The sequence below is a fragment of the Arachidicoccus terrestris genome (assembly GCF_020042345.1).
GTDB classification, from domain to species: Bacteria; Bacteroidota; Bacteroidia; order Chitinophagales; family Chitinophagaceae; genus Arachidicoccus; species Arachidicoccus terrestris.
In genome coordinates, this window is sequence record NZ_CP083387.1 from 1,083,838 (window position 1) to 1,096,930 (window position 13,093).

Annotated in this window: 17 protein-coding genes; 14 read left to right on the forward strand and 3 right to left on the reverse strand. The window is 41.6% G+C overall.

Features of this window, described 5'->3' with window-relative positions:
- The first annotated feature begins 403 nt into the window (after nucleotides 1–403).
- The 3 genes from K9M52_RS04145 (at nucleotide 404) to K9M52_RS04155 (ending at nucleotide 5,434) form a co-directional block, all read left to right on the forward strand.
- Nucleotides 404–1,750 carry an alkaline phosphatase family protein gene (locus tag K9M52_RS04145; RefSeq protein ID WP_224070802.1) on the forward strand — a complete coding sequence of 449 codons (1,347 nt, stop codon included), beginning with the start codon at nucleotides 404–406 and terminating at the stop codon, nucleotides 1,748–1,750.
- A 33-nt stretch (nucleotides 1,751–1,783) separates the two neighbouring features.
- Entirely contained in the window at nucleotides 1,784–3,634 is a 1,851-nt protein-coding gene (locus K9M52_RS04150) for a cytochrome-c peroxidase (RefSeq protein WP_224070803.1), read from the forward strand.
- Nucleotides 3,635–3,727: 93 nt separating this feature from the next.
- The gene (locus tag K9M52_RS04155; RefSeq protein ID WP_224070804.1) at nucleotides 3,728–5,434 is read left to right on the forward strand and encodes a Calx-beta domain-containing protein; all 1,707 of its coding nucleotides are present in this window, start codon (nucleotides 3,728–3,730) and stop codon (nucleotides 5,432–5,434) included.
- A gap of 272 nt (nucleotides 5,435–5,706) precedes the next feature.
- On the opposite strand, the gene K9M52_RS04160 is transcribed toward K9M52_RS04155, so the two are convergent.
- Complete coding sequence (locus tag K9M52_RS04160) at nucleotides 5,707–6,141, reverse strand: VOC family protein (protein WP_224070805.1); 435 nt, start codon at nucleotides 6,139–6,141, stop codon at nucleotides 5,707–5,709.
- 1,144 nt (nucleotides 6,142–7,285) lie between these two features.
- Between K9M52_RS04160 and K9M52_RS04165 the strand changes: the two genes are divergently transcribed.
- From K9M52_RS04165 to rhuM, 3 genes are all read left to right on the forward strand, one after another.
- The gene (locus K9M52_RS04165) at nucleotides 7,286–7,804 is read left to right on the forward strand and encodes a hypothetical protein (protein ID WP_224070806.1); all 519 of its coding nucleotides are present in this window, start codon (nucleotides 7,286–7,288) and stop codon (nucleotides 7,802–7,804) included.
- 82 nt (nucleotides 7,805–7,886) lie between these two features.
- Nucleotides 7,887–8,114: a hypothetical protein gene (locus tag K9M52_RS04170; protein ID WP_224070807.1), complete on the forward strand. Its 228-nt coding sequence runs from the start codon at nucleotides 7,887–7,889 to the stop codon at nucleotides 8,112–8,114.
- Between the two features lie 107 nt (nucleotides 8,115–8,221).
- Nucleotides 8,222–8,551, forward strand: coding sequence for a RhuM family protein (rhuM, locus tag K9M52_RS04175; protein ID WP_224070808.1), 330 nt, complete (start codon nucleotides 8,222–8,224; stop codon nucleotides 8,549–8,551).
- A gap of 231 nt (nucleotides 8,552–8,782) precedes the next feature.
- On the opposite strand, the gene K9M52_RS04180 is transcribed toward rhuM, so the two are convergent.
- Complete coding sequence (locus tag K9M52_RS04180) at nucleotides 8,783–9,586, reverse strand: hypothetical protein (protein WP_224070809.1); 804 nt, start codon at nucleotides 9,584–9,586, stop codon at nucleotides 8,783–8,785.
- 157 nt (nucleotides 9,587–9,743) lie between these two features.
- Nucleotides 9,744–10,139: a hypothetical protein gene (locus K9M52_RS04185; RefSeq protein ID WP_224070810.1), complete on the reverse strand. Its 396-nt coding sequence runs from the start codon at nucleotides 10,137–10,139 to the stop codon at nucleotides 9,744–9,746.
- Between the two features lie 100 nt (nucleotides 10,140–10,239).
- Between K9M52_RS04185 and K9M52_RS04190 the strand changes: the two genes are divergently transcribed.
- The 8 genes from K9M52_RS04190 to K9M52_RS04220 all read left to right on the forward strand — a co-directional run bounded on the left by K9M52_RS04190 (nucleotide 10,240) and on the right by K9M52_RS04220 (nucleotide 12,938).
- The gene (locus K9M52_RS04190; protein WP_224070811.1) at nucleotides 10,240–10,446 is read left to right on the forward strand and encodes a hypothetical protein; all 207 of its coding nucleotides are present in this window, start codon (nucleotides 10,240–10,242) and stop codon (nucleotides 10,444–10,446) included.
- A 9-nt stretch (nucleotides 10,447–10,455) separates the two neighbouring features.
- Complete coding sequence (locus tag K9M52_RS04195) at nucleotides 10,456–10,677, forward strand: hypothetical protein (RefSeq protein ID WP_224070812.1); 222 nt, start codon at nucleotides 10,456–10,458, stop codon at nucleotides 10,675–10,677.
- Between the two features lie 34 nt (nucleotides 10,678–10,711).
- Complete coding sequence (locus K9M52_RS04200; protein ID WP_224070813.1) at nucleotides 10,712–10,963, forward strand: hypothetical protein; 252 nt, start codon at nucleotides 10,712–10,714, stop codon at nucleotides 10,961–10,963.
- Between the two features lie 30 nt (nucleotides 10,964–10,993).
- Nucleotides 10,994–11,119, forward strand: a complete 126-nt coding sequence (locus tag K9M52_RS19025) for a hypothetical protein (RefSeq protein WP_262902424.1) — start codon at nucleotides 10,994–10,996, stop codon at nucleotides 11,117–11,119.
- 79 nt (nucleotides 11,120–11,198) lie between these two features.
- Nucleotides 11,199–11,741, forward strand: coding sequence for a hypothetical protein (locus K9M52_RS04205; RefSeq protein ID WP_224070814.1), 543 nt, complete (start codon nucleotides 11,199–11,201; stop codon nucleotides 11,739–11,741).
- Nucleotides 11,741–11,989, forward strand: coding sequence for a hypothetical protein (locus tag K9M52_RS04210; RefSeq protein WP_224070815.1), 249 nt, complete (start codon nucleotides 11,741–11,743; stop codon nucleotides 11,987–11,989). The genes K9M52_RS04205 and K9M52_RS04210 overlap by 1 nt, the downstream gene beginning before the upstream one ends.
- A 47-nt stretch (nucleotides 11,990–12,036) precedes the next feature.
- Nucleotides 12,037–12,630 carry a hypothetical protein gene (locus K9M52_RS04215; protein WP_224070816.1) on the forward strand — a complete coding sequence of 198 codons (594 nt, stop codon included), beginning with the start codon at nucleotides 12,037–12,039 and terminating at the stop codon, nucleotides 12,628–12,630.
- 47 nt (nucleotides 12,631–12,677) lie between these two features.
- Nucleotides 12,678–12,938 carry a hypothetical protein gene (locus K9M52_RS04220; RefSeq protein ID WP_224070817.1) on the forward strand — a complete coding sequence of 87 codons (261 nt, stop codon included), beginning with the start codon at nucleotides 12,678–12,680 and terminating at the stop codon, nucleotides 12,936–12,938.
- Nucleotides 12,939–13,093 lie beyond the last annotated feature (155 nt).

Genomic DNA, 13,093 nt, shown 5'->3' on the forward strand with positions numbered 1-13,093 from the left:
ATTTATAATTCTCAATTGCCACTGCTTGTACCACGATACGGCCCCTTATATTAAAATCAGCTACTTTCGACAGTAGCTCCTGCCACAGGCTATCCTTTGTATTGATTACAATCGGATAACAGGATATAAAATTTCAATCCCCTATATTTGTATGAACAAAGGGAATTGTGATGAAACAGCAGGATGACTGGAAAAGAAGCAATCAAGCCTAAGCAGCATGAACGGCGTCCTTTCAGGTACATCTATCAAGAAGCCTTGTGGCAAAATTTTGGATTGATCACTGAGCAGGCTATTTGTTATGAGGTAAAGACACGTAATGAAGTGTCCCCAATTCTGATCACAATTAAATCATTAAAGGCAATTAAAAACAATTGATAATTCATCTATTTTAAAAACAAAAGACATGCGTCCTTCACGATTATTGTATTTGGGATTAATTACACTTAGCATCGCCGGCTGTGGAACAACTAAGAAAGTGCAACAACAGAAAACGGCTTTCAACGACGGCATTCATCAAATCAAACATGTAGTGGTCGTCTACATGGAAAATCATAGCTTTGATAATCTATATGGAGAATTTAAAGGTGCAAATGGTATTAAAAACGCTATTAAAGGCAACTATGTACAAGTGGACAAAAAAGGAACGCCATATACGTATCTGCCGGAGATTCCAAGAAATAACTCCTTCCCGACCAATCTGCCGAATCAACTGTTTAACATTGATCAGTATGTACCGAATGATAAAAAAACACCCGATGTAACCCACCGGTTCTATCATAACCAGTTGCAGATAAATGGAGGGAAAATGGACAAGTTTGCTGCCTACAATGACTCCAAAGGGCTTGCAATGGGTTATTATAGCACAGAGAAACTTCCCTTATATCAATTTGCCCGCGACTACACACTTTGTGACAACTTCTTCCAAAGTGTTTATGGCGGCTCCTATTTCAATCACGTCTTTTTAATCTCTGCTGCCGTTCCCGTCTGGCCCAATGCGCCTGCATCAATGGTTGCGAAATTAGACGCCAATGGAAATATGATCAAAGATGGTGTCGTCTCTCCCGATGGATATGTCGTCAACCATGTCCTTTCCAGAAACAAGCCTTATCCCGCTAATTCAGATACCAGTAAACTGTTACCTTCCCAAAAAATGCCTACCATTGGTGACCGTCTCAGCGAAAAGAATATTTCTTGGGCATGGTATTCTGAGGGATGGGATGACGCCGTTGCCGGCAGGAAAAATAACTTTGCCTATAACCATGAACCTTTCCTGTATTTTGACAATTATAAGCCAGGTACAGAAGGCCGTAGACACATGAAGGATCAAAATGATTTTATAAAAGCCGCCAAGGAAGGAACACTTCCGAGTGTTTCTTTTGTAAAACCCGGAGGAGGCAACGACGAACATCCTGGCGGTTCTGCCGTGTATTCTTCTGAACAGTTAGCTGTCAATCTGATTAACGATGTATTAAACGGGCCTAATGGCAAAGATGCACTCGTCATTCTGACCTATGATGAATTTGGCGGTTTCTTTGACCATGTCAATCCACCAAAGATTGACAGATGGGGACCAGGCAGCCGCATTCCGGCCATCATTATCGGACCGTTCGCTAAAAAACGCCATGTAGATCATACACAATATGAAACGGTCAGCATTCTTTCATTTATTGAGAAGAGATGGAATATTGAACCACTGGGCAGCAGGGATAAAAATGCGGACCCACTCACGAATGCGCTCATCTTTAAATAACTTAATGCAAGACGAAAGTGGAGGCAGAGGATCATGTATAGGAAGACCGGGATAGCATTCGTTTTATTAATAGGGTTTTTTATTGCCAGCTTCACTTCAATTGACATAAGTCTCGAAGATGCTGCCAGGCCCAGTTTCCGGGAACGGGAGATTCATAACCAGGTTTTTCGCGGAATCAGGGGTTTCCGTAATTATATTAAAGACAGCCTGTTGCAAGAGGTAAGCAGAAAAGATCCGGACGAAAAAAAAATCCGGCACTGTTTTATAAAGGCCAGATTACTTTTTAAGGAATTTGAATGGGCCGCCTCCTATTTTACAGCTGATCTGACTAAAAGACTGAACGGCCCACCAGTTCAGGAAATCGAAAATGCAGATTTATTGGATCCTTCCCTTGCCAGGGGCTCGGATCCAATGGGCCTGCAGGTGGTTGAAGAATATATCTATCCCCATATAGATACGCTTCACCAAAAAGAATTAATAGCCTCTGTGAGACATCTAGTGACCAATACCGACTATCTGATCTCTTACTATACAGATCACAGCTTTGCGGACTGGCGCATATTGGACGCTGCCAAACTGGAAGTTTTCAGGGTTGTCACGTTGGGTATAACCGGTTTCGATGCAGCCTTATCGCTCAATAGTATAGAGGAGTCAGCAGTCTCGCTCAAAAGCCTGCAACAGGTATTAAAACACTATGTTCGCAAGAAAAACTCATCCAGTTTACTACAGACACTCAATACTTCAATAGACTACCTAGATCAACACGCTGACTTTAACAGCTTTGACAGAGCCGCATTTATTACAGCGTATGCCAACAAGATCAGCACCGGTATTGCCGCACTTCAAAGAGATCTGCCTGGCCGTAAAATCAAATATAACCGCATGCTTAATCAGGAAGTCAATACCTTATTTGACTCCGGCGCCTTTAATGCAAATGCCTTTAGCCCAGGGCCAAAATTTCACATGACGGAGGCAAAGGTCAGGTTAGGAAAAAGGCTCTTTTTTGACCCCGCACTTTCAGGCACCAAGACTAGAAGCTGTGCGACCTGTCACAAGCCTGAATTAGACTACACCGACGGGCGCACGACGCCTACCGATATAAACGACCCTGGGAAGCACCTTACAAGGAATGCACCTACCCTGCTTAATGCCGCGCTGCAGTCCAATTATTTCTATGATATGCGGGCATTGACGCTGGAAGATCAGATAATGGATGTCATTGGTAACAAGGAAGAAATGGACGGGTCCATGAAGGCGGTGATCCGCTATATCTCTAGTGACACCGGCTATAAAAATTCATTTGCGAAGACATTCCCTGCCGATAAATGGGGTGACACCGTTCAGGCGGAGATGGTAACCAATGCCTTGGCCTCCTATATCAGAAGTCTGGTGAAACTCAACAGCCGCTTCGACGAATACATGCGTGGTAAGAAGCAGGCCCTTTCGTCACAAGAAATAAAGGGATTTAACTTGTTTATGGGCAAAGCAAAGTGCGCTACCTGTCATTTTGCACCATTGTTTAATGGGATCACGCCCCCAAAATACGTACAAAGTGAATCAGAAGTTTTGGGTGTTCCCCGGTCCCTCACCGATTCCACACTCGATCCTGATGTAGGCTATTATGGCATTATCGGTGTCGCGTCCTATAAGTATGCCTTTAAAATACCCACTGTCCGCAATATAAAAAAAACCGGCCCCTATATGCATAATGGCGCCTACCCAACACTAGAACAAGTAATGGAATTTTACAATCATGCAGGCGGCGTCGGATTAGGTATACATCTGCCCAATCAGACACTTTCAACCGACTCGCTAGGGCTTTCAGATCAGGAACAGTCCAATATAATCGCTTTTATGGAAAGTCTTGAAAGCAAGCAAAAATAGCAATCGACAAAACAGACAGATTCCCGATTTTTTTCTAAAAGCTGCTTTTTTTCATTATATTAGTTTAAATTGCATATAATAAATAAAAACTGCATGAAACCATGTAAATCAAAATGCGCTGTGCAATGCCGACCTGCACTTTTTAGCGCCCTGTTTATGTTTGCCGGCCTTTCCAGCGTATTTAGTCAATCCCGTCCGGAAATTATTATTAAGAAAATATCGGATGCCATTGAAGGCGGCACGAATGGTCAATATAGGGTGGCATTAAATGCACCACTGCCGGTTAATGAAGACATCCAGGTTAGTTATACGCTATCGGGGACAGCCGTAGCCGGGACAGATTATAATCTTTCCAATCCGGTATTTACAATAACGATTCCAGCTGGAGTTGTAGAAACGGTTCTCGAGGTGGATGCATCCAATGACGGTCTTATCGAAGGGCCTGAATTCGCTGAATTGCAACTTACGTCGGCAGTCGGCGCCAGTGGAGCCTATACAATTGACCCCGCGCGAAACAAAGCAACGGTTACGATCGTTGACGCCAACGCGGCATCTTCTACACCTCTTCAGGTAATTACAGGAACAAATGCAATGGAGCCTGCCTCCAACGGAAGTTTTACCGTCAAACTGGCCGGCGTGGCGACCTCGGCCTGGCCTGTCAGTGTAGCATATGTACTGTCTGGCACGTCGACCCCTGGGCTCGATTATCAGGCACTTGGCACCCTCACCATCCCAGCCAATACGAACGCCATTCAGGTTGCTCTCGCACCCTTCGATGATCACATTATTGAACAAACTGAAACCTTTACGTTTACCATTCTCAGCGGTTGTGCTACAGACGGCGGCGGAAATGCTTTTATCTTCCCACCGGATCCTGCCAATAGTAATATCACGATGAATATTGGTGATGACGATAACATTGCGCCGAATCAAATAGTGAGCATTCTAAAAACAGCTGATGCGGCAGAACCTGCCACCAATGGGAGTTTTGAAGCAAAACTTCCGGGGGACTATGTATCTTCCGCCAACATAACGCTATCAGCCAATGTTACAGGGACAGCCACGTCAGACGTGGACTATTCTTTAAGTGCGCTCACCCTGCCTGCCTATTACAATACGGTTTCACTGCCTGTATCCGTGATCGATGATATGATCAGTGAGCCGACAGAAACTGTCATTTTAACTTTGAACACCAGTACCGATGGCAACGGTGCTTCCTATACGCCAGATGTTACCAATGGAACCGCAAGCATGACGATTACAGATGATGACAGTCCACTACCATTAAAACTGGTAAGCTTTACCGGTAAACGCCTTAGTAAGGATAATATTCATCTAACCTGGAATACAGCATCTGAAAACAATACCGACTACTTTAATGTCCAGCGCAGTCCGGATGGCGCAAAATTTTCAACAATAAGAAGGATAGAGGCCCATGGATCGGGGAACAATTCTTATAGCGCGGAAGATAATGACCCACTGGCGGTTAATTATTATCGGTTGCAGATGGTTGACCGGGACAATAAAACTGATTACAGTGAAACTATCCATATAGAAGGTGCAGGGCAAAACACCGCAACAACGATTTATCCCAACCCCGCCAAAGGGCAGGTAACCCTGAAAATCGGCAGTAGCAAACTGCTAAATACTAAGGCAGTTCTATCCACCGTATCAGGGCAAACAAAACAAATAATTCATATTACTGACAAAACGCAAGACATTTCTCTTGAGCATTATGCCGCCGGCATATATTTTCTGAAATTTGAAAATGGCGAATGCATAAAATTGATCGTAAAATAAGAGCTGCATTCAATCATTGGTTATAAGATGGAATCAGCATCGAGCATCATACTTATAAATGGCTCCCTGCTGATTCTTCACATACTGCAACACTTAGACAACAATAAAAGAACATCATCTATTAAGCGTCAAAACTATTTTTCGCCGAAGTAAAAACAAAAACATACAGCCTTCGATGAAAGAGGAATTTTGACCGGTCACTTTATGCCAAAGAGGCTGTATACCAAAGCGCACCATCCACGGGGCAAGGATCCTCTTTTTGTCGATTGCATTTAGTCATTGTATTTAGAATCGAATTCCACGATCCATTCAATCCCATACTTATCTCTAAACATTCCACCGTATGTTCCCCAAGGGCTGTCGCCCATAGGTCCTTCTACCTCACCTCCTGCCGATAATCCATTGAATATTTTGTCGGCTTCTTCCCTGCTTTCTACGCTGACAAATATTTTAGACCTGTTTTCATTTTCATTTACCCGTCCCATAAACTCCGGAACGTCGTTACCTATCAGTATGTTGTGTTGACCAATAGATAAGCCGATGTACATTATTTTATTTCCTTCATTTTCCGGAACCTGAAAATCAGGACCGGACAAATCCTTGAAACGAACGAGCTTTGTGAACGCGCCGCCGAAAACCGACTTGTAAAAATTGAATGCTTCTTCGGCATTGCCATTGAAGTTGATCCAGGGATTGAGTGTTCTCATAACCTAAATTTAATGTTCTTTAATTTTTCCGGTCATGCTACTTAGCATTTCTGCTATCAATATGACTGGCTATTTTCTTAAAATTTCATTATTCATTCGCTCCTTATAATTTTTCAATTCGCTCTTCCTTTCTTCCAACAACTGCTTTTCAGTTGGCGGATACAGCTCAATTTCAATAAAAACCCTTGAAAATATACAATAATGGCGCTTTCCAAATCTCATTCATAATACGCCATTTCCATAGTCCGGTTCCAATTCATCGGCAACAAACATGTAAGACATTTACCGTCATTTGCTTTATCTTTTCGTCCTGCTTTTCTTCAAAAATGCGTTTACTAATATGCTAATACATCGGTGTTGGTTGCTGGTCAGCAGCCGAATTGTATTGTCCTTGATTGGACAATGATCGCTTTTACATCTGCAATAATTGATTGCTTTACAAGCATTATCCTTTTTAACCGATTTAGTTGTAAATATACAAAAATCCTCTCATCGTGGCTTAATACCAACATCCAAATATTCAGATATCTTATGCAACATATTCCAGGAATACCACATATAAAAAACTACAGCAATTTAATTAATTATCAAACAGAAGATGGCGCACCCAAGATTCTGGCCTGATAAACCACCCCGCCTCATAGCCACTATTGCAGACGCGCCGTCGCTCCCTTTCCCGCTTTCAAATAGACATCTACGAAGGAAATAACTTCAAGAATCAACAATAATCCGCATTATCAAACAGGACTTGTCCAGTTACTCTAACTTGTTGTAAGTAGGATTCTCGTTGCTTCGAAATTCGTTCTGTTTCAGCCAGGCAGAAAGCTGGTTGACATTCCGGCATTTGTAGCACTTTATATCAACACCGATTAGTGTGGTATAGAATACGCCGCGGCCTATACATGCATCCGCTACGAATCAAGAGATCTTCTGCACCGCAATACGCTACAGAAGTATGTAGGCATATACACTACCACCGATGAAACACATTTCATAAATGAATCTTCTTATGGCCTCATCCTGAGTTTTTCAGCCTTTCTTTCAGAAATATTATCTATATTCGAGTTGATAAATTGTATTACACCAATCAACTTGCATGCAATTATAAATGAGACAACTTCGCCCTCTGATCATTATCGCCATTATGTCTAACCTGCTGACAATTGGCTTGTATAATTATGCTGCTAATCAACCGGGAGGCAGTGGCGCTTCATTTGCTTTTATTCTATTGTGGATGCCTGCAGTTTGGGGCATCACTATAATTCTTACTATTTTTCTGATATTAAAGCGACGAAAGAGATTATTTGTAAACGGTACAACAAAATGGACAGTGGCAACATTGTTGTTTTGCACGCCTATCCCTTTGTATTTGAGCTATCGATTGACCCATCCAACACCAGAGACACTGCTTTCAGGAGGTTCATATACTCCAAAAGACGGCAAAATATACAAATCTGAAAATTGGTATTATACATCTAACTACCGACAACGATATGTTGACATGTATTTCGTAGCAGATTCAATAGAAGAAAGATCCAAAGGTGAAAATGCATATAAAAAAGACAGTACGTGGATATATTTCACAAGAACAGGCGACACGCTAAAGGTCGAAAATTACAAAAATGGGCAGCTTATTTCATCTAAGCAATACGCAAATAAATAACTGCACCCAACAACAATAAACAAGATGTCAAAGGCAAGAGTCTGATGAGCCAAGTTTATGAGAAGCCAAACGGTAAGTGTTAATGGCAGAAAATTTTCAAACACTTATAGATTATTTCAAGCGTGAAGTAATACCACATATGCCAGAGGCTTGGATTAATATTGATACCGTGAAGATTGGTTATGAGATATCTTTTAATAAATACTTTTACAAGCATACGCCTTTACGTAGTATTGAGGCAGTAAAGAAAGAGCTTTTAGCTTTGGAAAATCAAGCTGACGGGGTACTACAGGAGATTTTAAAACATTAAATAATGGAACAAGAAAGTAATATCATTATATATCAGACAGAAGACGGCGTCACTAAGATCGAAACCAGACTGGAGGATGAAACGGTTTAGCTAACTCAAGCACAGCTATGCGAATTGTTCCAAAATCAAAGGCAACGATTAGTGAACATATTAAACACATATTTGAAGAAGGGGAACTACAAGAAGAAGTGGTTGTTCGGAAATTCCGAACAACCACTCAACATGGTGCCATTGAGGGAAAGACGCAAAAGCGGGAAGTGAGATATTACAATCTGGACGTGATTATCTCGGTAGGCTATCGAGTCAAAAGTCTTCAAGGAACGAAATTTCGCCAATGGGCAACGGCAAGGCTGCATGAATACATTGTTAAAGGGTTCACAATGAACGATGAACTACTGAAACAAGCAGGTGCGGCAATTATTTTGATGAATTATTGACTCGAATCAGGGGTATATGGTCATCGGAAAAGGTATTGATTATGATCCTAAGAGATCAAGGCATAAGACATTGTAAATCACTCTATTAATGTCATAAAAAAGGAAATGATCCAAATCGGCCATTTCCTTAAGCGGAGAGTGAGGGATTATCACACCGCCATAATATTTTCTATAAATGCTTTATATACAACTATTTGCGTGCCTGTTTACTTGTTTGAATTTCCATATTTTTTAATCGTTTCCGTTTTTTGTACCCATTTGATCATACCAATTCAATTGAAAATCGAAAGCGTCTTCGCCGGTTTCCATCACCCTGCGATATCCAGCTACTGTATTAATTTTCAAGTCTTTATTTTTAGCCGACTTCCTATCGAAGAAAAGCCAGACAACAAGTTCTTTCATAGTCGCATAATCTTCGTTTAGCATATTCCGTTTGACAGAATCAGCTATGTGTGCCATTGTTACTTTCAGAACGTTTGTATCCCTAACGGACGGGGCAACGTATGCGTAAATATCCTTTTGCTGATTGTCCGAAAAATCCAGCCTGGCAATACCATAAGGTGCCGGTTCGTAGTGAACTTTATGGGTTGCCTTTTGCAAAAGATCGGTTTGGGGATATACTATGCTATATTCATCCACGCCAGTGCCAACGGTAGTTAAATAGGATCCAATTGTATTAGACAGTAGTTTTTCCTCACGCGCCGATTGCTGATCCCAGAACAACCAAACCTTTACTTGCTGATCGTCCTCCCGTTCATAGTCAGGTAAGGCATCTTTTACCGAATCCGCTATGTGGGACATAGTCTCCCGCAACTGCAACGTGTCCTGTATGCTTGTGTCGATCTTGACATACACTTGCATTAGTTTATTTGATTCCCTGTATCTGATCACATCATAAGGTGCAGGATCGGGGGTCATCATTGAGCCACCGATTGCAGCAATTATGAAAATTCCAAGTAAAATAAAGACCGTATAAAAAAGAACTTTAAACCACTTAGGTTTATTTTTCAAATTATTTTCGCCCATCTTTCCCATAGCAATTATTTTAATTCGTTTGTAATCAGCTGTAGCCCTACATTTGCGCCCTATTTTGAACTAAACAACTGGGAACTAGCTTACTGACTAACTGATTTTCCATTATTCCGATCTAGCGTAAATGCGTTAATCCGACGCTTAATTTATGAACGTGCGCCTATGCCCCTTTTACCCTTGGGACTGGTTTTTTGTGCGATACACCGTCCATGTCCTGTGTGCGTTCCGCCAATTCTCTTTTTAAGCGTTGAATTTCAGCGATTTGCATATCAATGATTGCGTTTTTATCATCAACAATTGTCTTGTAGTTTTCAATTACTTGATCTTTCAACCGCAATAACTCTTCAAAATGGCCTGGGACCTTTTCCGCATCCGCATCCTTTTTAATGGAAGTAGTTCCATTAAAGTAGTCAATCAGTTGTTGCAAATCTTTAGGCTTGGGCAATCCCTTGCCTTGCTTCCATTTAGCCATTCTATCATACGGTATTCCAGTATTCCTAGACACTTCCTTAAGGTTTAAGGAAGATAATTTCTCAATAGCTTTTTCTGGGGTCATCTAATATTTTTTAAAAAACTTCCAAATAAATTTGGAACTATGGAACAAGTTCCTATCTTTGTGTCACACAACGACACAAATAAAACCAATGCGCGAAGATATGATAAAAACTAAATATGACAGCGTGAGGGCATTAATTATAAAGAACCTTAGTGAAGAAACTAGTCTTTCGCCCTCATTTGTCCGTCAGGCCATAAGGGGAGATCGTGACAGTGAATCCGCTGAAAAGATCAAAAAGGAATATAAAAAGCGTTACGCTACCGTGACAGCTGCTTTAGGTAACCCAACATCAGTTAAATCCAGATAAACCTTTTATATGTCTCTCTATACCTCAATATCAGACAAAGAATTATCAAACGAATTAAGGGGCTTGCGAATGCACCTTGAAGGGTTTTCTAATAGGAAGACTTTGGAAGTATTGAGTGAGGTAGAGCGGCGGTTAAGGCGCGGTCTGGATGTTCCGGATAAGCCAAAGACTAAAAAGGAGCAACGGGAAGAAGCTTACCAGGCGGCTTTAGCAAAACACCTGTTTGCATAGGTAATTCTATTGTATTCCATCAAAACCATTTCACATGAATTTTCAGGACGTAAGCATCGGGTTAGAGGTTGTCAGATCTAAAGGGATCCCATTTGTCGGCGACAGGGGAACGGTTGTCGACTTTGACCACATTAATGACCGTGTTCGTGTAGCGTGGGAAGATAGAAATGCAACCTGGGTATTCCCTAATGTGATTGAGCCGACCAGTAAGCCCTATAAGGTAGCATCGGTATATATGGATAAGATAAAGAAACCTGCTTTTCATTGGGTTTACAAGGCTTTATAGTTAATCACCATTTCACCAAACCAAATTAAAATGAAGAAAGCATTGATCGTAATGGCTACTATTTATGTGGTCCCAATGATTGTATTTCTGATCTGGATTGTCCGGAACTACAGAAAGGCGAAGAAAATGGATCATGACGACTGGAAAGGAATTTAAAAATATTCACACAAACAATGGAGAAACAGGCGGGACCTATTTCTATAGGTCCCAATAATCCCCAAAACACAAAGTAATTATGGCTAAATACCATCTGATAACAAAAAACGGCGAATTCGTCAGCGCATCCAAGGATGTCAAGGAACAATATACATTCAATTCAATTACGGGTAACCTGGTGCGGATCACCACGGACCAAAACAAATATGGCAAGATCCTAAAGCTTCACATGATTAGCGAATCTGAATACTGGATTATTAGCATGTTCGTAAATTCCCGCGCTGCCTTTGCCTTCCTTATGACGGTCCCTAACATTTGGCTGTCTGACCCGTTCACTATCACCATTGGCAAAAACACATCTACAGGGAAAGACCATCTATCAATAATGCAAGGGCGTTGGTCCCGCAAGTGGTTTACAAATTGGCCCAGCCCTTTGCCGGGACTGGCGGAGCAAAAGTCCGAATACATATTTGACTACATGGTTAACGAGATCATGCCCGCACTGGACCTACTGCCTAACCCCTACCCTTATAATATCTGGTATTCGCCGCCATCCAGAGCAACCGTTTACGGCGGCTACTTTGACCCAAGAAAATCTAAGGTCCGTAAATCCCAAATTTGATGGAAGGCGATAAGGTCTATCTGGTTAATGACCAGGTCACAGTTAAACGGGTAATAGATGGACGGGCCGCAGATCTGGTTACAGTAGTTGCCGATCACCTAAATGTTCTGATCGTGGCAAATGAAGCGGGGGTCCGGTTTTCTGTGAAACTAGCAAATACCACTTATGTAAATCCATATAATTCAGTAAGAATCAAGCAAAAGAAAATAATCATCAAAAAAACTAAAATCAAAATCGTATGCCTTTAGAATTAACACAATCCCGCCGCCGAAACCTTTCAATTCAGGAAGGCTTTATGCGGGAACGCTTGGAAGATGGGACAATTAACCAGTTCAACAAATTGTCTGGCGTCCATTTGGTAAAGATCACATTCCGCAAAGTGGAATCAAAAGAAGACGGCCGATATATCGGCGACGTGATCCAGTTCCATTTGATTGATGCCACAGACTATTTTGTCTTAGAAACGTGGCTAAATAGTTCATACGCCCGTGGCTTCTTTCAGGTAATGGCAAGCTTTGAAGTCGGTCACGAATCAAGGTGGGCTACACTTCAATACACCCGAAATGAGAAAAAGAAGGCGTATCTGAACATTTACCAGTACGGGGAACAATTACCTTGGTCCTATACACGTGATAATATGCAAGACTGCCCCCCATTAGACGTGTCAACTGGTCCTGGCGGAAAGACAATCTACAATTCAGATTTACAGGACGCCTTCTTTCTTACGAAATTAGAAGCTGTGATCGCTGAATTGGAATCGACACCCAACCCCTTCCCTAACCATCCATTGTTTGAAAGCAGATCCGGAACGGCGCCGACCGAATCACAAACGGTAAATACTGCACCGCCTGCCTATAGTGAACCGGAAGAAGACGACCTGCCATTCTAGTCACTGCACACCGCTAACCAGATTTTTAATCTTCAATATCAAATAAAATGAAATTCCATACAAAAACAATTGCCTGTGGGCTTTTACTAATACACCTGATTGCTATTGTATTTTTTGTTTATCAGGCGTTCACTACCGAATATGGTATAGTCCTGCCAAGTTTTATGTATAAGGTGACATTTTACCCAATGGTCTTTGATATCAATTTGGGTATTATCTGGGTCATTCTAAATGCGATTATACGATCGCTTGAAAAGGAGGCCCCCAGCCGATGGAAAGACTGGGCCAGCAAACACAATAAAAGCTAACAAATTTTAAACAAATCAACCTTTCCTAAAATGAAAACAGAAAATTTAAGGAACAAAGCCGCCGCGATCTTACAGCTGGTATATACAAAATGTATGTTGGCCCAGCCATTTAAAATGCCTGAAATGGTAAAGACCGTCGGCATATCTTCCAACGC